The organism is Haloarcula marismortui ATCC 43049, assembly GCF_000011085.1.
Classification (GTDB): domain Archaea; phylum Halobacteriota; class Halobacteria; order Halobacteriales; family Haloarculaceae; genus Haloarcula; species Haloarcula marismortui.
Genome location: NC_006396.1, coordinates 1880610 through 1899636 on the forward strand (window position 1 = coordinate 1880610; position 19027 = coordinate 1899636).

21 protein-coding genes are annotated in these 19027 nt (G+C 64.6%); 15 read left to right on the forward strand and 6 right to left on the reverse strand.

The features are described from left to right. The first annotated feature begins 62 nt into the window (after window positions 1-62). Complete coding sequence (locus RR_RS13340) at window positions 63-884, forward strand: YqcI/YcgG family protein (RefSeq protein WP_011224029.1); 822 nt, start codon at window positions 63-65, stop codon at window positions 882-884. 1 nt (window position 885) lies between these two features. Next, window positions 886-1443: a cysteine hydrolase family protein gene (locus RR_RS13345; RefSeq protein ID WP_011224030.1), complete on the forward strand. Its 558-nt coding sequence runs from the start codon at window positions 886-888 to the stop codon at window positions 1441-1443. Between the two features lie 46 nt (window positions 1444-1489). Here the strand turns inward: RR_RS13345 and RR_RS13350 are convergent, their stop codons facing one another. After that, window positions 1490-1753: a winged helix-turn-helix domain-containing protein gene (locus RR_RS13350; RefSeq protein ID WP_004958458.1), complete on the reverse strand. Its 264-nt coding sequence runs from the start codon at window positions 1751-1753 to the stop codon at window positions 1490-1492. 125 nt (window positions 1754-1878) lie between these two features. Between RR_RS13350 and RR_RS13355 the strand changes: the two genes are divergently transcribed. After that, window positions 1879-2175 (forward strand): hypothetical protein, encoded by a 297-nt coding sequence (locus tag RR_RS13355; protein WP_007188651.1) that lies wholly within the window; start codon window positions 1879-1881, stop codon window positions 2173-2175. 2 nt (window positions 2176-2177) lie between these two features. After that, complete coding sequence (locus RR_RS13360) at window positions 2178-4007, forward strand: ribosome biogenesis/translation initiation ATPase RLI (RefSeq protein WP_011224031.1); 1830 nt, start codon at window positions 2178-2180, stop codon at window positions 4005-4007. Window positions 4008-4035: 28 nt separating this feature from the next. Here RR_RS13360 and RR_RS13365 read toward each other — a convergent pair whose 3' ends face one another. Then, window positions 4036-4251, reverse strand: a complete 216-nt coding sequence (locus tag RR_RS13365; RefSeq protein ID WP_004958463.1) for a hypothetical protein — start codon at window positions 4249-4251, stop codon at window positions 4036-4038. 68 nt (window positions 4252-4319) lie between these two features. Beyond that, complete coding sequence (locus RR_RS13370) at window positions 4320-4841, reverse strand: archaemetzincin family Zn-dependent metalloprotease (RefSeq protein ID WP_004514915.1); 522 nt, start codon at window positions 4839-4841, stop codon at window positions 4320-4322. Window positions 4842-4871: 30 nt separating this feature from the next. Here RR_RS13370 and RR_RS13375 point away from each other — a divergent pair, with 30 nt between their 5' ends. The 5 genes from RR_RS13375 to RR_RS13395 all read left to right on the forward strand — a co-directional run bounded on the left by RR_RS13375 (window position 4872) and on the right by RR_RS13395 (window position 8446). Next, window positions 4872-5285, forward strand: coding sequence for a UPF0146 family protein (locus tag RR_RS13375; protein ID WP_049938963.1), 414 nt, complete (start codon window positions 4872-4874; stop codon window positions 5283-5285). A gap of 19 nt (window positions 5286-5304) precedes the next feature. Then, on the forward strand, window positions 5305-6177 hold the full coding sequence (locus RR_RS13380; RefSeq protein WP_011224032.1) for a TIGR01548 family HAD-type hydrolase: 873 nt from the start codon (window positions 5305-5307) through the stop codon (window positions 6175-6177). Between the two features lie 75 nt (window positions 6178-6252). Then, a complete protein-coding gene (locus RR_RS13385) occupies window positions 6253-6642 on the forward strand; it encodes a hypothetical protein (protein WP_011224033.1) in 390 nt (129 codons plus the stop codon). A gap of 49 nt (window positions 6643-6691) precedes the next feature. Continuing rightward, window positions 6692-7360, forward strand: coding sequence for an NADPH-dependent F420 reductase (gene npdG / locus RR_RS13390; protein WP_004958477.1), 669 nt, complete (start codon window positions 6692-6694; stop codon window positions 7358-7360). A gap of 339 nt (window positions 7361-7699) precedes the next feature. Then, complete coding sequence (locus RR_RS13395; RefSeq protein WP_011224034.1) at window positions 7700-8446, forward strand: response regulator; 747 nt, start codon at window positions 7700-7702, stop codon at window positions 8444-8446. A gap of 54 nt (window positions 8447-8500) precedes the next feature. Here the strand turns inward: RR_RS13395 and RR_RS13400 are convergent, their stop codons facing one another. Then, window positions 8501-8767, reverse strand: a complete 267-nt coding sequence (locus RR_RS13400; protein ID WP_004591027.1) for a thioredoxin family protein — start codon at window positions 8765-8767, stop codon at window positions 8501-8503. A gap of 115 nt (window positions 8768-8882) precedes the next feature. Here RR_RS13400 and RR_RS13405 point away from each other — a divergent pair, with 115 nt between their 5' ends. Genes RR_RS13405 through RR_RS13415 form a run of 3 tightly spaced genes read left to right on the forward strand, consistent with a single transcriptional unit; the run spans window position 8883 to window position 10860 of the window. Beyond that, window positions 8883-9044, forward strand: coding sequence for a preprotein translocase subunit Sec61beta (locus tag RR_RS13405; protein ID WP_004514908.1), 162 nt, complete (start codon window positions 8883-8885; stop codon window positions 9042-9044). Between the two features lie 44 nt (window positions 9045-9088). Next, window positions 9089-9463: a DUF7532 family protein gene (locus RR_RS13410; RefSeq protein WP_011224035.1), complete on the forward strand. Its 375-nt coding sequence runs from the start codon at window positions 9089-9091 to the stop codon at window positions 9461-9463. Further along, on the forward strand, window positions 9460-10860 hold the full coding sequence (locus tag RR_RS13415; protein WP_011224036.1) for a DUF402 domain-containing protein: 1401 nt from the start codon (window positions 9460-9462) through the stop codon (window positions 10858-10860). Before RR_RS13410 ends, RR_RS13415 begins: the two co-directional genes overlap by 4 nt. Window positions 10861-10889: 29 nt before the next feature. On the opposite strand, the gene RR_RS13420 is transcribed toward RR_RS13415, so the two are convergent. Continuing rightward, entirely contained in the window at window positions 10890-12296 is a 1407-nt protein-coding gene (locus tag RR_RS13420) for an LVIVD repeat-containing protein (RefSeq protein WP_011224037.1), read from the reverse strand. Window positions 12297-12350: 54 nt separating this feature from the next. Continuing rightward, window positions 12351-12932, reverse strand: a complete 582-nt coding sequence (locus RR_RS13425) for an LURP-one-related/scramblase family protein (protein WP_007188641.1) — start codon at window positions 12930-12932, stop codon at window positions 12351-12353. A gap of 116 nt (window positions 12933-13048) precedes the next feature. Between RR_RS13425 and uvrA the strand changes: the two genes are divergently transcribed. The 3 genes from uvrA (at window position 13049) to RR_RS13440 (ending at window position 18957) form a co-directional block, all read left to right on the forward strand. Next, on the forward strand, window positions 13049-16027 hold the full coding sequence (gene uvrA, locus RR_RS13430; protein WP_011224039.1) for an excinuclease ABC subunit UvrA: 2979 nt from the start codon (window positions 13049-13051) through the stop codon (window positions 16025-16027). 82 nt (window positions 16028-16109) lie between these two features. After that, window positions 16110-16877: a hypothetical protein gene (locus RR_RS13435; RefSeq protein ID WP_007188639.1), complete on the forward strand. Its 768-nt coding sequence runs from the start codon at window positions 16110-16112 to the stop codon at window positions 16875-16877. 172 nt (window positions 16878-17049) lie between these two features. Next, window positions 17050-18957: a S9 family peptidase gene (locus RR_RS13440; protein ID WP_011224040.1), complete on the forward strand. Its 1908-nt coding sequence runs from the start codon at window positions 17050-17052 to the stop codon at window positions 18955-18957. Window positions 18958-19027 lie beyond the last annotated feature (70 nt).

Here is a 19027-nt window from a genome sequence, read left to right on the forward strand (position 1 = left end):
AGAAATGGGTCCGAGCCGGCGAAAACGACAGCTAAATTCCGCTGGAACACGACAATATAGCTATGACCGATGCAGTCGTCGGTAAGTTACAAGACCAGGAGACGCTGGCCGCCCGAGTGGAGCGGGGCGACGCGCCAGAGTGGGTCGGGGCTCACTGGCGGACCTTCCGCGAGGGGTTGACCGGTGAGCGAAACGGCTCCCCGTTCCCCTGTTTCTTCGGCGCGGAGTCAGTTCGGGACGGCGAGCCGCTGTACACGGCCGTCCCGTCGATGAGTGACCCGGACGCGCTGTTCGACCTCGGCCAGACGCTCCTGAAGTACCTTGACACCTACCAAGACCACAGCGAGCGGGCCTCGCTAGTGACCTTCTTCCGGCCACCCGAACGGCCACTGACAGAGGCCGAGTACCACGACCGACTCTGGCACATTCTTCAGTTCCTCCACGTCCACGACCCGGAGCCGTGGCCCGAGGATATTCCGACTGACCCGGACGACCCTCACTGGGAGTTCTGTTTCGGCGGCAAGCCGATGTTTCCGACCTGCCGCGCACCGTTCTACGACACGCGAAAGAGCCGCTACTGTCCGGTCGGGCTGGAAATTACGTTCCAGCCCCGGGCGCTGTTCGAGGACCTGAACGTCACGGCCGACACCGAGGCCGGCCAGCACGCCCGCGATGTCATTCAGGGACGGCTGGAGGAGTACGACGGCGTCTGTCCCCACGCCGACATCGGCGACTGGGGCGTTGAGGGCGACCGGGAATGGCCCCAGTACATGCTGTCATCGGACGAGAACGCGTCGCCGGACGAGTGTCCGATAACCGTGACGCGCGAGCACCCGAAATCGAAGTGGCTCGTCGAGACGCCCGCGCCGGAGCCGGCCGACTAAGATGGTCGTACTGCCCGAGACACCAGTCCTCGTGCTGGTCGACTTCCAGCAGGGATTCGACGAGTCGCAGTGGGGAACGCGGAACAATCCCGACGCCGAGGCGAACGCGGCGCGCCTGCTTACGGCGTGGCGAGAGCGCAGTCTGCCAGTTGCGCACGTCCGCCACAACTCGACGGAACCGGACTCACCGCTTCGGCGCGGCGAACCGGGGTTCGCGTTCAAACGAGAACTATCGCCCGAAGCGGGAGAAGCAACGTTCGAAAAGCGCGTCAACGGCGCGTTCATCGACACCGGATTAGCGGACTGGCTCCGCGACACTGCCTCCGAGACGCTCGTCATCTGTGGCCTGACGACCGACCACTGTGTCTCAACAACGACACGGATGGCCGAGAACCGGGGATTCGACGTTGTCGTTCCGGGCGACGCGACCGCGACGTTCGACCGGACACTCGACGGCGAACACTTCGACCCGGACCTCGTTCACCGAACGGCGCTGGCGCAACTGCGCGGTGAGTTCGCGACGATTGCGACGACGGACGACGTGGTCGCGTCGCTGTAGCGGCAAGCTCCCGACTGCGCTGGGAAACAACGAGCGAGAAAGCGAGTTAATCCGAAACCGCGGCGTCCGCTTCTGCCGGTTGTTCGATAATCTCGTAGAGGTTCTGCCGCGCGTCGGCGAAGTACACGTCTTCTTCGATGACACCGACTTCGTCGAGTCGTTCCAGAGCGTAGCGGACAGTCCGTGCCGAAAGCATCGACTCCTCGACGATGCCTTTCTGTGTCAGCGGGCCGTCGTACTCCAGAACCTTGTACACGAGCTTTGCGCTCGGCGGAAGGTCTGCGATGGCTTCCCCATCAGAGTCCGTCATTACCCGTAATCACAAGCGCCGGGCGCATAAAGATTGAGGAGTCAGTCTCGCCGGCGCACGCATTCGCGGCCGCGTCACAGTGCTGAACCGCGCACCTTTTGGTTGCGGGTAGTGGAACGTGTGGTATGGCTACGGAAACGGCGGACGGAATGAGCTCCCATATGCGGGGGCTCACTGTCACGACGCTGACAGCCGTCGCTGGCATCGCCGCCGCGTTTGGTTCCAACGCGCTAGCGGCCACGCCAAACGACCCACAGGGCGTGCTCGTCCTCGCGGTCGCTATCGCAGCACAGTTCCCGATTCTGCGGGTGATCGGCATCGACACGGACGACCTCTCGACGAAGGACGTGCTCTACATCGGCTTCATGACCTTCTCGCTGTGGTTCGTCTCCTGGGGTATCCTCCTCACAACGGGGGCATAACGATGGCCGAAGACAGTATCGCCGTCGTCGACTTGGAGCGGTGTCAGCCCGACCGCTGTAACTACGAGTGCATGAACTACTGCCCGCCCAACCGCAGCGGGAAAGAATGCATCGTCAAACGGGAAGACGAGTACGAGGAAGACGAGCCCTTCGAGGGCCAGCCCGATCAGGTCCGCATCTCCGAAGAGATCTGTCTGGGCGAGTCCTGTGGTATCTGCGTGAACAAGTGTCCGTTCGACGCGATCGAAATCATCAATCTCCCACAGGAACTGACCGACGAACCGGTCCACCGCTACGGGGAGAACGCCTTCGCACTGTACGGGCTCCCGAGCCCCGCCGAAGGGCAGGTGACGGGGATTCTCGGCCCGAACGGCATCGGGAAGACCACCGCCGTCCGCATCCTCGCAGACGAGATGCAGCCCAATCTGGGCCGCTACGGCGAGGAACCGAGCTGGGACGAAATCCTCGATGAGTACCGCGGCACCGCCCTGCAGGAGTACCTTGAACAGATGCGCGGCGGTGACGTGGATGTCGCCCGCAAGCCCCAGTACGTCGACCGGATCCCGAACCAGTTCGACGGCAAGGCCATCGAACTGCTGGACCAGACCGACGAACGCGGTGCCCTCGACTACCTCGTCGAGCAGACGGGTATCGAGCCGGTCGTCGACAACCACATCGACGACCTCTCCGGCGGGGAACTCCAGCGGGTCGCGCTCGTCGCCACGCTGGCACGGGACGCGGACTTCTACTTCCTCGACGAGATCACGCCGTATCTGGACATCGGCCAGCGGATGACCGCCGCACGGCTCATCCGCGAACTCGCCGAGGAGGAGGACCGCTCGATGCTCGTCGTCGAGCACGACCTCGCCATTCTGGACCTGCTCGCGGACAACATCAACGTCGCCTACGGGACCCCCGGCGCGTTCGGTGTCATCACACCGCCAAAATCGACGAAGAAGGGCATCAACGAGTACCTCTCGGGCTACCTCGAGAACGAGAATATGCGCATCCGCCAGACGGACATCGAGTTCGAGGAGCACGCGCCACGGAGTGCGTCCCAGGGCGACGTGGTCATCGAGTACCCCGAACTCCAGAAGAGCTACGGCGACGGCGAGTTCTCACTGGATGTCGAGGCCGGCACCATCCGCGAGAGCGAAGTGCTGGGCGTCGTCGGGCCGAACGGTATCGGGAAGTCGACGTTCGCGAAGATGCTCGCCGGCCGGCTCGAACCGACCGCGGGCGAGATCGACACCAGCCTCGACATCGCCTACAAGCCCCAGTATATCGAAATCGACCAGCCGATGCGGGTCGACGCCTTCCTCGCGTCGATTACGGACGACTTCGGCAGTTCCTACTGGAACACCGAAATCGCCCAGCCGCTCCAGTTGGAGTCGGTGATGGAACAGCAACTCACCGACCTCTCTGGCGGGGAGCGCCAGCGGGTCGCCATCGCGGCCTGCCTCTCGAAAGATGCCGACCTCTACCTGCTCGACGAGCCCTCGGCCCATCTGGACGTGGAACAGCGCGTCATGGCGACCTCCGCCATCCGCCGCTACGCCGAGAACCACGACGCGACGGCGATGGTCATCGACCACGACATCTACATGATCGACCTGCTGGCCGACCGCCTGCTCGTCTTCGACGGCGAGCCGGCCAAGAACGGCCACGCTGCGCCGCCACAGGGCATGCGCGAGGGCATGAACGAGTTCCTCCAGAACCTCGATATCACGTTCCGCCGCGACGAGCGAACCTCACGGCCCCGTATCAACAAGCCTGACTCGCAACTGGACCGCGAGCAGAAAAACGCCGGCGAGTACTACTACGCGCCGTAGCGTCGGAACTCGAAGACACAGTACGGTGTCAAGCCGCGGGGTCACTGCCACTGCTCGTCTCGGACCCCGCAACCGCGTCATCGAGGCCGTCAGCGACTTCTTCTGGGTCGAACTCCTCGTCCGGGTCGAGTTCGCGGTCAGTCTGCTCGTCTGTCTGGCGTTCAGTGACCGCTTCATCGCCGGTAACCGTCACGAAGATGTCTCGCAGTTCCGCAACGCGCTCGGGTGACTGACTCTTGCTCATCGCGTGTGTGTACAAGTACCACAGAAAGGTAGGCGCTATACCGAATCAGTTTGGTATCTGTTCGCAAATCACAGCACGTTCCGCTGGCAGGACCCGCACAGCGAAACCTCTTTTACGTCGACTTGTCGGACGGTGGGGGAGAAATTCATCACGCAGCGCTTGTTGTCGCAGTGTTCCAGCCCGAGGGTGTGGCCGACCTCGTGGACGACCTCTTTTCGAACCCGCTGTGAGAAGATTTCGCCGGCAGAGCGGTTTGAGAAGCCGCCATCGGAGGACGTCTGGAGCCGGTACGTGGAGATAACGCTACCGGAGCCACCGAGATACGCGAGTCCGAAAACGTAGTTTCGGCGGCGGTAGAAGAGGTCTTTCGGCGTGATAGCGATGTTTTTGCCGCCGGAGCCGACCCGGCGGGCCAGATCGATAAACTCCTCTGCGCGGTACTGGTCGCGGTCCCCATCGTACGCGCCGGCAGGAATGGACTGTGGCTCGTGCATCGAGACCTCACAGTCGTAGACGGAGCGGAGTCCGTCCGAGGCCTCGCGTTTGACCTGGGCTGAGACCTCGCCCACCGGCACGATGTCGACGTGCATGGGAACGCATATGCGCCCGCATCTCATAAATTGTACGACGTGACCGACACCACCGGCCCGCTTGTCGACCGACTGGCGTCTGTCGATTCCGTCGTCGAGGTCGGCATCGGAAACCACCCTGACGTAGCCGATGCTCTGGCCGAGCAGGGCGTAGATGTGACCGCAACGGATATCGTCGAACGGGAGGCCCCCGACGGGGTGCGGTTCGTCGTGGATGACATCCTCAAACCCGACCGCTCGGTGTATGTGGATGCAGACATCGTGTTCGCCCGGAACCTCCCGCCTGAACTGCACCGGCCGACGTTGACCGTTGCCGAGGCCGTTGGGGCCGCGTTCTGGTTCACGACGCTGGGCGGCGACCAGCCAACGGTCGCCGTCGAGCGGGAGCAGCTCCCGGGCGGGGAGACGCTGTACCGGGCGAAAGATAGCAAGGCGCTTGAGTGAGGACTGCCTTCGCTCGCCCATGCAAGTCGACGCGGTCGTCCTCGACATCGACGGCGTGCTGGTGGACGTGGCCGACTCCTATCGCCGAGCGATTATCGAATCCATCGAGCGGGTGTACGGCGACACGATCGAGAAGGCGGCAGTCCAGCAGTTCAAGGACGCCGGCGGGTTCAACAACGACTGGGAACTGACCTATGCGGCCGCGCTGTTCGTTCTCGCCGGCCGCGAGTCCACTGTCGCAGATATAGCGGCGTTCACCGACGCTATCGCCGAACGCGGCGGTGGCCTCGACGCGGCCGAAGCGGTGGTTCGTGACCTGCTGGATGACCCCGCGGAAGACCGAGTCTTCGACGCTTGGAACCGCGAACAGCTCCGGGATGTGTTCCAGACGCTGTATCTCGGAACCGACCGCTACCGGGATATCGAGGGCGGCGAGCCACCGTTTACCGCGCCGGGCTACATCCATGACGAGCCGTTGCTGGTCGACGGCGAGACGCTATCGGCTCTGCAGGACCGTTTCGCCGTCGGCGTCGTCACCGGCCGACCGGCGGCCGAAGCCGACATCGCGCTGGAGCGGGTCGGCCTCGACCTGCCCGCAGAGCACCGCTTCACGATGGATGACTGGGAGGAGGGCAAACCCCACCCCGCCGCCCTGCAGACGCTCGCCGAGCGCTTCGACGCCGAGCGGGTCGCCTTTGCCGGCGACACCCTTGACGACGTGGCGACGGCAGTCAACGCCGATGCAGCCGACGACGACCGCGTCTACTACGGCATCGGCGTCTTGACCGGCGGGCTGACCGGCGATGCCGGCCGCCAGACGTTCGCCAACAACGGCGCGAGTGCCGTCATCGAGTCGGTCACCGACCTGCCCGAGCTTCTCGACGCGGTATAAGCGAGGTGGCGGGGACAGCGCGACCGACCGGCAGTAAACGGCAACGGTTTCACCGACGGGACAGAGACCACGGATATGCGACGACTACCGACGTTCGGCTGGGCGCTGCTGGTGAGCATCTGGGCCGGACTCGTCGGAGGCGCGGTCATCCGCGAGCCGTCGGTCGACCTGGTGCCGCTGTACGCCGTTATCTGCCAGCTACTCGGCCTTATCGCGGCCTACGGGACGATGCGTGAACGCAGTCACATCCTCGAATCCGTCCACCGGCCGGGCCGCGTCGGGATGTTCATCATCATCCTCTTTTTCGTGATGGTGCCGCTTACGACTGTCTTTGCCCTCGTGCTCGGGGACGCATCAGTCGCTGGCGTCGCAACGCAGTGGGTCAGCTATCTGGTGGGCCTCGGGATCGCGCTGTACGTCGCCTTCGCCGGCGGGTTCGACCGGGCTTGGGAGAAGTACACCTGAGTGAACCTGTCACACAACGTTTATTCAGTGGTCGGCCTACGCCGTAAGTATGGACATCGCGTTGCTTGGCGGTACTGGAGACATCGGCCAAGGCCTTGCCCTCCGCTGGGCTGACGACACCAACCACACGATCATCATCGGCTCCCGGAAAGCCCAGAAAGCGGCGAACAAAGCCGAGGAGTACGAGACAGAACTGGCCAGCCGCGGCCACGACGACGTATCAATCGCCGGGCTGGTGAACGAGGACGCCGCCGCCCGCGCCGACGTGGTTGTCGCCGCCGTCCCGGCCTACCACCTTACCGACACCATCGACGCCGTTGCCGACGAACTCGACGACACAACCCTTGTGGCCCCCGCCGTCGGGATGCAACGCGACGAGGACGGCTTCCACTACAACCGCCCCGGTGCCGGCAGCGTCACGCAACTGGCCGCCAACGCCGCCCCCGATGACACGCCTGTTGTCGGCGCGTTCCACAACCTCGCGGCCGGTCGTCTTGCCAACCTCGACGCCGACCTGAACTGGGACACCATTGTCGTCGGCGACGACACCGACGCCAAAGACACCGTCTGTGAACTCGCCGAGGGCATCGAGGGGCTTCGTGCCCTCGACGGCGGCCCGCTCGCTAACGCCGCCGAAATTGAGGGACTGACGCCGCTGCTCATCAACGTCGCCCGCCACAACGACGGCCTGCATGACCTGGGCGTGCGGTTCCAATAGTACCTTTTTACTTCGTCGCCCTTCCTCGCGGCGCTTCGCGCCGCTGTGGGAGGGCTCCTCGTAAAAATCTACGCTAAAAACGACCTCCGAGTCGCGCTCACAGAGCGCGCTCGGAGTGAAACCGCTCGCCGTCGGCGAGCGGTATGCTTTACTGCACTCACTCGGCTACCGCAACGGCGGCACTTCTACTAATCCTGCTTCAGCGGCAGCCCTGCCCTTCCCCGACGCCAGCGACGAGACGCTGGCGCGGCCCGAAGTGAGGGTCGGGGTTCCATATACGTATCAGATAGGCAAAAACAAGCAGCAACTACTTGCGCACTGCAGCCGTGACCATAGAGGATGGAGACAGAAGGGTCACTCTCAATACTCCATGTTGACGATGACGCGGAATTGGGAGCGCTCGTGGAATTGTATCTTGAGCGAGAGGACAGCGGCCTCGATTGTACTGTCACGACAGAGACGAACCCCGAAACCGCGCTATCGCTGATTCGGTCGTCGGAGACGAACTTCGATTGTATCGTCAGCGATTACGATATGCCGGAGATGAACGGTATCGACTTCCTCGAAGCCATCCGGGAGACCCATCCGGAGCTGCCGGTGTTGCTGTTCTCCGGGGAGGAAACCGGCGATGTCGCCGCCGAAATCATTCAGGCCGGTGTCACAGACTATCTCAAGAAATCCGTTGGAACCGACCAGTACACGTCGCTCATCCGCCGAGTCGAACACGCCGTCGATTCGGACGGGAGCTTCGAGACGGGCAACGAAGTCAAACTCAGCGGCGTCGGCGTCATCGGCACGGACGAGCGGTTCGAGCGAGTCGGCGAGACCTACGCCTCGTACTACGGCTACGAGTCGGAGGAACTCGTCGGCAAGCACTGGTCGGAACTCCACCCAAGCAACGAAGTCCAGCACATCAGGACGCACGTCATTCCTGCCGTCAGAAGCGGCGGGAAGTGGACCGGCCAGAGCAAAGGGTTGCGGGCCGACGAAACTACCTTCACCGAGTCGAAGATGGTGACGGCGCTTGAAGACGGACGGATGCTGATCGCCGTCGACGAAATCGACGATTCGGGACTGGCCGAATAGGAGTGAGCCAGCGGTTGCTACTGGCCGGTGTGATAAACCGCAAAAGCGACTGCGTTACGCCGAGGCCTGCTGCAGCGCGTCGTCGATGTCGTCGGCCTGCGTGACGCCGACGAAGCGCTCGACGATGCCGTCGTCGTTCTCGATGATGAGCGTCGGCAGGGAACGTACCTGATACTCGTTGGCAACGTCCTGTTCCTCGTCGACGTTGATCTTCTCGAACTCAACGTCCGCCCACTCCTCTTCGAGGTCTTCGAGGATCGGGTCCTGCGTTTTGCAAGGGCCGCACCAGTCCGCGTAGAAGTCCTTCAGTGTAACCGTCATAGTACTCTGTTCGTGTTAGCCCGCGGTATCTGATAAGGGTTATCCATGTGTACCGGGGGCACGCAATCGCGGGCGACCCGAAAGGCTTAGTGTTGGTGATACACCACCCTGAAGTATGAGTGGTAGCGACGGCGGCGGACTGATGTCCAGTGCGGGACTGGTCCGGTATTTCGACGCTGAAGACCAGAACACGATCCGTATCGACCCTCGAACAATCGTCGCGACCGGCGTCATGTTCGGGCTGTTGATGCTCGTGCTGAACGCGATGATCGTGTAGGCGATTCCGCACTGTTTTCCTCTCCCCGCCACTGACTCGCGGGTATGCACTTCACGCAACGCGAACAGCAGGCGCTCCGCGATGCTGGCGTTGAGCAAGCGACCATCGAAGCGGCCTCCGACGCGGTGGTCGAAGCCACCGACGACGCGGCCGGAGAACTGGAAGCCTTCTTCGACGGCCGCGAGACCGTGTACTCCGATATGGATATCGCTCACAGTTCCAGCGAGATTCAGGAACACACCGTCGAATACTGCGACCTGTTCACCCACGCCGACGACATCCGGGGCTATCTGCGCTTCGACACCTGGGGCGTTCCGGTCGAGGGCGGACGCATTCTGAGCGAGGAGAAGGTCGAGCTCTCGCTCGGGCCGACAGTCCACGGACGGGTCCGCTTTGCCGCCGACGAGGACGCGCTATGACCGTCCGGGTCAGGGGCATCTACGCAACGGCGCTGACCCGGCTACTGCGCGAGGCGGGCCACGAGGTCGTGCAGGCGTCGGGGCCCATCGAGGACCGCTTCGACGGCGAGTTCGCCGACGAGCGGGCGGCGGTCACCGTGACGACGACGGACGACCAGCAGGGCGTCGGTGTCATCGGTGACCACGACGCTGCCGCGGCCGTTACCGACCGCCTGACCGAACTCGGGCGAGATACGCTCCACTGGAGCGACCCGACGCCCGAGGGCGCTATCTACGCCGGCACGGTGACGGATACGCTGGGGAGCGGCGCCGTCGTCGACCTTGGCGACGGCGAGGGGTTTCTCCCGTACTCGTCTTCGGACGAGCGCGTCGAGACGGGCGATACGCTCCGGGTGCAGGTCGTCGAAGCGAGCGCGCCGTGGACCGACGGCCGCCCCGTGCTGGACACGACCGTCGCGGTCCGCGGGTCGCTGCTCTCGCTCGTGCGCGGCGAGACCGCCAGCACACCGGGGACTGGCGGCCCGGCGATGCTGGACCTCATCGCCGCGGAGCCCCGGGACGGCTGGGGCGTCTCGTGGGAGTCGGCGAGCGAGGACGCGAGTTTCGACGCGCTGGCTGCGGCACTCGACGCCGCCAACGACCGTGCGGCGGCCATCGATGCATCGCTCGACGGGGCCGACGCGCCCGAGGACTGCGCGCCGACCCGTTACGACGAGGGACGTTCGACGGTGTGGCTGTGGTTCGGCCGCGAGAGCCGGTTCGCCCTCGACGAGGTCCGCCGCGAGGTGACGTCGACGATGCCGGGCCACCACCGCGTGAAGGCCGGGGACCGCGCGGCCAGCGCCGCTGTGGACTACGTCGAAGCGCTGTGTGATGACCCCGAAACCGGCGAGACGGACTTCCCCTTCGCCGTAACGACCCGGCAGTTCGGCCCGCAGGTCGGCGGGTCGCTGTCGCTGGGTCACGGCAAGCCCGACGGCCGACTCATCACGCTAGGCAATGGCGAGGTCCAGTCCGTCGATGACGACGGAACGGTGACCATCGAGCGCGAGATGAGTCCCGGCGGCACCTACGACGCGCTGGGCGTCCCGAAGGAGGCCGGCGACATCGCTGAAACGAAGGTTAAGGAGGGGCGGTGGTGGTACCCGACGGTGTACCGCGACAGCGACGGCGAGAAGAAGGGCACGTACGTCAACGTCTGCACGCCCGTCGAGATATTCCCCGACACCGCTCGGTACGTCGACCTCCACGTCGACGTGGTGAAACACGCTGACGGGGCCGTCGAGCGGGTCGACGACGACGAACTCGACGCGGCCGTCGAGCGCGGCCACATCTCCGAGCCGCTGGCCGAGCGCGCCCGGAGTGTCGCCGCCGCTGTCAAGAGCGCACTGGAGTGACGCAACGGGGCTCAATCAGGCGGGCGAGGTCAGTCGCGCCGGCGTCGGGCGCGCCACGCTGCGAGTCCGACCGCCGCGACTGCCGACCCGACGCCGAAGCCGGGGCCGCCGACGCCAAGGGAGGTGCCGTCAGCGTCGGTAGCGTTGCCCGCCTCGTCGTCCGTGGGCGTTGGCGTCCGTATCTGGGGGTCCGGGAACGTGTACAGTCCGGGCTGGACCTCCGTCCCCTGGCTCGCGTTCGTGCTCCCGGCGACGAAACAGCCGGCGGCGCGCTGGGCGGTCCAGAACGAGGTCGTTTCAGTGTCGCGCCACTCGAACGCGAGTTCAGGCGCGGTCGGGTCCGTCAGGTCGTGGACCCGGACCCCGCCGTTGTACCACGCCGAGTAACAGCGGTTGTCGGTCAGTTCGAAGTTGTGTGCCGTCGTGAGGATGCCACCCGGCGATGGGTCCGAGGTCGGCGGCGGGTCGAGCGTGGACAGCAGTTCAGCGTCGGTCGGGTCGCTGATGTCGTACAGCTCGATGCCGCTGGGGCCGCCGCTGTCGTCGTCGCCAAGGTCCCATGATTCGCCGCCGACGCCCAGCAGCGACGCGTCCTCATTGACCGTCACGAAGTGGTCGTTGCCCGGCGGCTCGCTCCGTTCGGTCCCGGGGTCCTCGATGGCGGCGAGGTCTTCGGGAGGCCGACCGCGGACCTTCGAGACGAGCGAGATGTCGCTCGGGTCCGACACGTCCACGACCCACGTCCCGCCGTCCCAGTACGCCAAGTACGCCCGGTCGTGTTGCACCCACACGTCGTGTAGCGGCCAGAGGCTCGTCGGCACGTCGGTCCAGGCGTCGCCGGCGTCTAACAGCGACCAGTCGCCGACTTCCTGTTCGGCGTCGACATCGACGACGAGCAGGGGGTTGCCGTCGCGGTCGTTCGCGGTCAGATAGGCGTAGCGGCCGTCGAAGTGGCAGTTGTGGATGCGCGTGTCCAGTTCGAGGCCCGCGATTCGGGACGGGTCCTGCCGGTCGCTCACGTCGAAGACGACGAAGCCGTGGGCGCCGTCAGCGGGGTGAGCGGGACCAGCAGCCAATAGCCGCGAACCGCTGACGGCGAGGTCCTGGACGCGCTGTATCGGTCCATTCTCGCTGTCGGCCAGCAGATCGGTTCGGCGGCTGAGCAGTCGAGGACTGGTCGGCGTGACGAGGTCAACGAGCGCGACGCCGTCACCCGTTGCGACGTAGGCCGTGTGGCCGTCGGGACTGGTGACGACCTCGTACACCGTCTCCATCTCCAGCACGCCCAGTGGGTCCTCGCCGGTCGGGGTGTCGGAGGCCGCTGGCTCGGCCGTCCCGTCACCGGTCGGCGTCGGATGGCCGCGAGTCGTTCCCGCCGCGAGACCGACACCTGTTCCTGCGAGGGCGAGTCGTCGGAGGACCGTCCGGCGGCGCATAGCCGTCCCTGCGGGAGCCAGGGCAAGAAGGATTCCGGTGCCCGCGGGTCGCGGTCAGTTCCCCTGAATCGCGTCGATAACCATCGCCGCGGCGATGATCGGCTCCTTCGGGACCGTGCTGGCGTCGTCGATGGTGATCTCGTAGCGGTCTTTCAGTGAGAACTGCCCGTCGATGTTGCCGACGTGGGTGCCGTCCTGGTCGGTGATCTCGTACTTGTGGGGAATCCACCCCCCAAAGGGGACGACGTTGCGGGCGATGGTCACGAGCGCGCCCTGAGAGTTGATCTCGGCGATCTTCGCCTCCGTGCTGGCGTCCCGAATCTTCCACGTGTCCTGAAAAATCGAGTAGTCGTTATCGAGGATGACGATGTCCTCGCCGGTCTTGGAGTCGGTGAGGACGTAGTTGCCGGCCACGTCGATGATGCCGCCGGCGTTGACTTCGAACACTTCGTCACCATTTCCGTCGACGAACGGGAACTGCTCTTTCATCTTCAGCATCTTCTGTTTCCCGCGGAGGACGACGTTCCCGGCGGCGTCCATGGCTTTGTACTTGTTGCGGACCAGACTCTGTTCGACAGTGTAGCTGTCATCAGAGAGGTCGATTCCCTTGATGTCGTACGTGGAGGGCGTACTCATATTATTTACCATAGAACACGCCGTAATCAAGCTTTCGACGGAACCAGTACCAATCAAGTACGGTTTCGGACGCAACCGACAGGGTTTCCCTCCTGCCGGCCAACGAAGATGCAAAGATGAGCAAGGATATAATCGAGGTCCGAGGGGCCGAGGAACACAACCTCAAGGACGTCGACGTGGAGATTCCCCGCGAGGAACTGACGGTCGTCACCGGGCTGTCGGGGTCGGGCAAATCCTCGCTCGCGTTCGAGACGGTGTACGCCGAAGGCCAGCGGCGCTACATCGAGTCGCTCTCCGCCTACGCCCGGAACTTTCTGGGGCAGATGGACAAGCCACAGGTCGAGAACGTCGAGGGGCTCTCCCCGGCGATCTCTATCGACCAGAAAAACGCCGCCAACAACCCCCGCTCGACGGTCGGCACTGTCACCGAACTCCACGACTACCTTCGCCTGTTGTACGCCCGCGTCGGCACGCCACACTGCCCGGAGTGTGGCCGCGAGGTCGGCGAGCAGTCCGCCCAGAACATGGTCTCGCGGCTGCTGGAACTCCCGGAGGGAACCCGCGCCAAACTGTGTGCGCCGGTCGTCCGCGACCAGAAGGGTGCCTTCGAAGACCTGTTCGACGACCTCGTCGGCGAGGGGTACAGTCGCGTCGAGGTCGACGGCGAGGAGTTCGACCTCACGCTGGACCGACCCGAACTGGACGAAAACTACGACCACACCATCGACGTGGTCGTGGACCGCGTGAAGATTTCGCCGGACGCCCGCTCGCGCATCACGGACTCCGTCGAAACCGCGCTCGAAGAGGCCGACGGGACGCTGAAGGTCATTCTGCCGGACCCGGCAGAAGGCGCGGCAGAGACGCTCGGCGGGTCAGACGCCCGGGCAACCGGCGACCTCGCCGACGGTGAGGAGGACGACGGAGCTACTTCGGACCGAATCGTCGTCGAACTCTCCGAGGACCTTGCCTGCACCCACTGCGGTATCGACATCTCCGAAATCGAGACGCGGTCGTTCTCGTTCAACTCACCGCACGGGGCCTGTCCGGAGTGTGAAGGGCTTGGCGAAACGAAGGAGGTCAGCGAAGACCTCGTCGTCACCGACCCGACGAAGCCGCTCAAGCACGTCTTCGAGCCCTGGAGCTACGACCGGACGTACTACTCGCGGCAACTGGACAACGTCGCCGAGCACTTTGGCGTCGACCTCTCGACGCCGTTCGAGGAGCTAGACGAGTCCGTCCAGCGGCAGTTCCTCTACGGGACCGACAGCAGGGTCCACTTCGAGTGGCGGACCAAGAACGGGACCCGCGAGAAGACTGAGCGCTTCGAGGGCGTCATCCCGAATCTGGAGCGGCGACACGTCGAGACGGATTCAGACCGCGCCCGCGAGCATATCGAGGAGTTCATGGCGACGACGACGTGCCCGGCCTGTGAAGGGACGCGACTCAAAGCGGAGTCGCGGGCAGTGCTCGTTGACGGCACCTCGATAACGGAAGTCAACGAGATGTCCATCAGTGACGCGCTGGCCCACTTCGAGGGGATGGAGGAGAACCTCTCGGCCCGGGACCGGAAGATCGCCGAGGAGATTCTCAAGGAGATCCGCGCCCGTCTGGGCTTCATGACCGAGGTCGGACTGGACTACCTGACGCTGGACCGCGAGGCGTCGACGCTGTCGGGCGGTGAGAGCCAGCGGATCCGGCTGGCGACCCAGATCGGGAGCGGCCTCGTCGGTGTTCTCTACGTCCTCGACGAGCCCTCTATCGGCCTCCACCAGCGGGACAACGACCGCCTGCTGAACACCCTCGAAGAGCTTCGAGACCTCGGGAACACGCTGCTCGTGGTCGAACACGACACCGAGACGATGCGCCGGGCCGACCAGATAATCGACATGGGACCCGGACCGGGCAAGCGCGGCGGCGAGGTCGTCGTCAACGCCTCGATGGACGAGGTCATCGACACCGAGGAATCGGTGACTGGGGAGTACCTCTCGGGCGAGCGGACGATTCCAGTGCCCGACAGCCGCCGCGAGGCCGACGGCGAACTCACCGTTCGGGGTGCTCGCCAGCACAACCTCGCTGACCTCGACGTATCCATCCCGCTGGGGACGTTCACCGCCATCACAGGCGTCTCGGGCTCCGGGAAATCCACGCTGATGCACGACGTGCTGTACAAGGGGCTGGTGCGTCGGATGAACGACACCGACGTGAACCCCGGCGAACATGACGCTATCGACGGCCTCGACGACATCGAAACGGTTCGGCTCATCGACCAGTCGCCTATCGGCCGAACGCCCCGCTCGAACCCGGCGACGTACACCAACGTCTTCGACCACATCCGCGAGCTGTTTGCCGAGACGAGCCTCTCGAAACAGCGCGGCTACGAAGTCGGCCGGTTCTCGTTCAACGTCAAGGGCGGCCGCTGTGAGGGCTGTGGCGGCCAGGGGACGGTCACCATCGACATGAACTTCCTCTCGGACGTGACGGTCCCCTGTGAGGAGTGTGGCGGCGCGCGCTACAACGATGAGACGCTGGACGTGACCTACAAGGGCGCGACCATCGCTGACGTGCTCGATATGACTGTCGAGGAGGCCTATGACTTCTTCGAGAGCCACAGCGGCATCCGTCGCCGGCTAGAACTCCTGAAGGACGTGGGGCTGGGTTATATGCGGCTGGGCCAGCCTTCGACGACGCTCTCCGGCGGTGAGGCCCAGCGCGTCAAACTCGCCGAGGAACTCGGCAAGAAGGATTCGGGCGAGACGCTGTACCTGCTCGACGAGCCGACCACCGGGCTCCACCCGGAGGACGAACGCAAACTCATCGACGTGCTCCACCGGCTCACCGACGACGGCAACACAGTCGTCGTTATCGAGCACGAACTCGACCTGATAAAGAACGCCGACCAGATCATCGACCTCGGTCCCGAGGGTGGCGAGAACGGCGGCGTACTCGTCGCACAGGGCACTCCGGAGGACGTGGCCCGGACCGAGGCATCCTACACTGGGCAGTACCTCCGCGACCTGCTGCCGAACGTCGACCTAGAGGGGCCGCGAGCGGACCGCGACACAGCGGCCGAACAGCCGGCCGCGGACGACGACTAAGGAAGTCGGTATGCTGAAAGCAGGCAATAGCTGAAACGGCCACCAACGTTTTTGACAGTAGGGAAACCTGATATAGCCAGTTATGGCGCAGTCGACAGCAGACCGCGTCGAGCGGAAACGGGGTATCGGTGGGCTGGCGAAGCAGGCGAACCCGGCGTTTGCTGTGGGGGCAGTCGCCGTCCCGCTCATCGCGTTTGCGGGGGCACTCGCCAGCGGAAACATCCGGGCGCTGACCTACGTCCATGTGATGGCCGGGGTGCTGTGGACCGGTATCGACCTGTTCATGGGCCTCGTGCTGGGGCCAGTGCTCGGCGGTCAAGAACCAGAGGCACGGGCAGACTTCTTCGCATCGTTCACGCCCAAGATGACGTTCCTGATGCCAACGCTGGCGACGGTGACTATTTCGGGCGGCATCCTGCTGGCACTTCGCCTCGGGAAGTTCCCCAACGCCGACCCGTGGCTGGCAATCCTGACCGCTGCGACGCTGATTCCGGTCATTCTCCTCATCGGCTATCAGTTCGACGCGCTGACCGACCCGAAGACGCTGGGCATCCTCGGCGTCGCCGTCGTGGGTTCGGGCGCGTATCTCGTCACGACGCTGCCGGCCTTCGCAATGACCTCGTGGTGGATGGTCGCCACGCTCGGTATCGTGACGCTGCTGTCCGTGCAGGGCTTTGGCGTCATCCTGCCCGGCGAGGTCCGTATCTACCGGCAGGTCGTCTCCGAGAACCCGGACGTCGACCTCGTCTCCGAAATCGGGATGCGAAACGCCAGACTGGGGGGCTTGCAGGGGCTGATGCAGTTGGCTATCGTGTTCGTGATGGTCGGCCTGCGCTGGTGGACACCATAGCGGGGTGGGAGTATCCCGTGGTACAAACGAGATAGAGCCGGACAGTCCAACCCGGCTCGGGTTTCTCGGCTGACTTCGGGCGGGGTTGTCTGCTGTTCGAGTGTGTGCACTCACGGCGTTCTCTGATGTCGGCAGAACACCTACAGGTTAGCCGTCCGATACGTCGGTTCGTATGTCCGACCCTGACAGCGGTCCGACGGACCCCGAGGCGGTGCTAGAGGAACTCGCTGGGCTGCCGACGCTGGCGCATCCGACGGCATCCCCTGACGGCAGCGAAGTGGCCTGCTACTACGACGTGAGCGGGCGCAACGAACTCCACGTCCTCGACGTCGAGGCCGGCACGCACGAGCAGTGGAGCGACGGCGATGTCCCCAGGAACGCCCGCTGGCACGTGGAGTGGGACGCCGACGGCGAGCGCGTGTTCTTCCACCTCGACGACGACGGCAACGAACAGAACGACGTGTACGCCATCGACCGCGACGGGTCGGTTGAGGCGGTCGTCGAGATGGACGGGCAGGTAGTGCTGCAGGACGTTGGCGAGGACGGCGAGACGCTACTGGTCGGGTCGACCCGCGACGGGCAGATGAACCTCTACAGCCACCACCTCGGGAGCGGCGAGACGTCCAAGATTACTGACTACGACCGAGCGGTTCACACGGGACTGCTCTCGCCCGACGGGTCGCAGTTAGCGTACGCGACCAACGAGACTGACGACTTCGACAACATGGACGTGTACGTCAGTGACGCCGACGAGTCGGACCCAGAGACACTCGAAATCGGTGTCACCGGCGCGGAGGCCGCCCCGGCCGACTGGGGACCCGACGGCGACCGCCTGCTGGTCGTGGACAACAGCGAGGACCTGTCCCGGAGCGGCGTCTACGATCTGGAAACGGACGAGGTAACGTGGTTCGGCGGCGAGTACGAGGAGGAGCCACAGGCGCTCCTGCCCGACGGCAAGCGGTTCCTCGCGGTCCGGACGCGTGAGGCGACGAAGCTGCCGGTCGTGTACGGCATCGAGACCGGCGACGCACGCGAACTCGACCTTCCTGCAGGCGTCGCGTCATTCGGCCGGATGGGCGGTGACCCGATACTGGATGGCGACCGCCTCCTGGCGCTGCATACGACGCCCACACGCCGCCCCGAACTGCTCACATACGACCTCGCGACAGACGAAACGGAGCCGCTGGTCGAGGCCGAGTACGGGCCGTTCTCGCCCAACGTCTTCGCCGACGCCGAGTACTTCACCATCGAGTCCGACGGCGTGCCCGAAACGCGGCAGGCGGCTGTCGAGTACGACCCGTACGACACGCTGGATATCGGCTGTCTCCTCTATGATTCAGGCGAGCGACCGTCGCCGCTCATCGTGAACCCCCACGGCGGCCCCCGCGGAATGGACAGCAAATCATTCGACCTCTACACACAGTTCCTCGTTCAGCGGGGCTTCTCCGTCCTGCAGGTGAACTACCGGGGTTCGACTGGCCACGGCCGCGAGTTCATCCGCGAACTGTACGACGACTGGGGCGGGGCCGAACAGGGCGACGTGGCCTCGGCCGCTGAACATGTTCTCTCGACCCGCGAGTGGCTTGACGACGAGCGCGTCGTCGTCTTCGGCGGCTCCTACGGGGGCTACTCGGCGTACTGGCAACTGGTCCAGTACCCGGACCTGTACGACGCCGGCGTCGCCTGGATCGGTCTCACAGACCTCGAAGACCAGTACGAGAACACGATGGCGCACTACCGAACAGAGTTGATGGAGAAGAACATGGGTACTCCGGAGAAGAACCCGGACCTGTACGAGGAACGGTCGCCCATCACCCACGTCGACAACCTCGACGCCCCGCTGTTCATCGTCCACGGCGTCAACGACCGCCGGGTCCCCGTCTCGCAGGCCCGGCTGTTCCGCGATGCCCTCGAAGACGCGGGCTACACCGAAGGACCGGACGGCGCGTTCGAGTACCGGGAGCTCGGTGAGGAGGGCCACGCATCCTCGGACATCGAGCAGAAGAAACGGCTGTTCCGCCTCCTCGACGACTTCCTCGGTCGGCGAGTCGGGACCGAAGCGGTCGCTGCCGACGACTGAGACGGATTGTTGTCGAGTATTTCCAACTAGTGCCGACCCATAGAGTCGACACATACCGGTAAGGCGCTCT

Coding starts and splice junctions, on each gene's coding strand:
- RR_RS13355 (WP_007188651.1), top strand. CDS start 1,879: ATGGCTACGGAAACGGCGGACGGAATGAGCTCCCATATGCGGGGGCTC.
- RR_RS13405 (WP_004514908.1), top strand. CDS start 8,883: ATGAGTGGTAGCGACGGCGGCGGACTGATGTCCAGTGCGGGACTGGTC.
- RR_RS13440 (WP_011224040.1), top strand. CDS start 17,050: ATGTCCGACCCTGACAGCGGTCCGACGGACCCCGAGGCGGTGCTAGAG.
- uvrA (WP_011224039.1), top strand. CDS start 13,049: ATGAGCAAGGATATAATCGAGGTCCGAGGGGCCGAGGAACACAACCTC.
- RR_RS13340 (WP_011224029.1), top strand. CDS start 63: ATGACCGATGCAGTCGTCGGTAAGTTACAAGACCAGGAGACGCTGGCC.
- RR_RS13435 (WP_007188639.1), top strand. CDS start 16,110: ATGGCGCAGTCGACAGCAGACCGCGTCGAGCGGAAACGGGGTATCGGT.
- RR_RS13415 (WP_011224036.1), top strand. CDS start 9,460: ATGACCGTCCGGGTCAGGGGCATCTACGCAACGGCGCTGACCCGGCTA.
- RR_RS13425 (WP_007188641.1), bottom strand. CDS start 12,932: ATGAGTACGCCCTCCACGTACGACATCAAGGGAATCGACCTCTCTGAT.
- RR_RS13370 (WP_004514915.1), bottom strand. CDS start 4,841: ATGCACGTCGACATCGTGCCGGTGGGCGAGGTCTCAGCCCAGGTCAAA.
- RR_RS13395 (WP_011224034.1), top strand. CDS start 7,700: ATGGAGACAGAAGGGTCACTCTCAATACTCCATGTTGACGATGACGCG.
- RR_RS13350 (WP_004958458.1), bottom strand. CDS start 1,753: ATGACGGACTCTGATGGGGAAGCCATCGCAGACCTTCCGCCGAGCGCA.
- RR_RS13420 (WP_011224037.1), bottom strand. CDS start 12,296: ATGCGCCGCCGGACGGTCCTCCGACGACTCGCCCTCGCAGGAACAGGT.
- RR_RS13380 (WP_011224032.1), top strand. CDS start 5,305: ATGCAAGTCGACGCGGTCGTCCTCGACATCGACGGCGTGCTGGTGGAC.
- RR_RS13365 (WP_004958463.1), bottom strand. CDS start 4,251: ATGAGCAAGAGTCAGTCACCCGAGCGCGTTGCGGAACTGCGAGACATC.
- RR_RS13360 (WP_011224031.1), top strand. CDS start 2,178: ATGGCCGAAGACAGTATCGCCGTCGTCGACTTGGAGCGGTGTCAGCCC.
- RR_RS13345 (WP_011224030.1), top strand. CDS start 886: ATGGTCGTACTGCCCGAGACACCAGTCCTCGTGCTGGTCGACTTCCAG.
- RR_RS13400 (WP_004591027.1), bottom strand. CDS start 8,767: ATGACGGTTACACTGAAGGACTTCTACGCGGACTGGTGCGGCCCTTGC.
- RR_RS13385 (WP_011224033.1), top strand. CDS start 6,253: ATGCGACGACTACCGACGTTCGGCTGGGCGCTGCTGGTGAGCATCTGG.
- RR_RS13410 (WP_011224035.1), top strand. CDS start 9,089: ATGCACTTCACGCAACGCGAACAGCAGGCGCTCCGCGATGCTGGCGTT.
- npdG (WP_004958477.1), top strand. CDS start 6,692: ATGGACATCGCGTTGCTTGGCGGTACTGGAGACATCGGCCAAGGCCTT.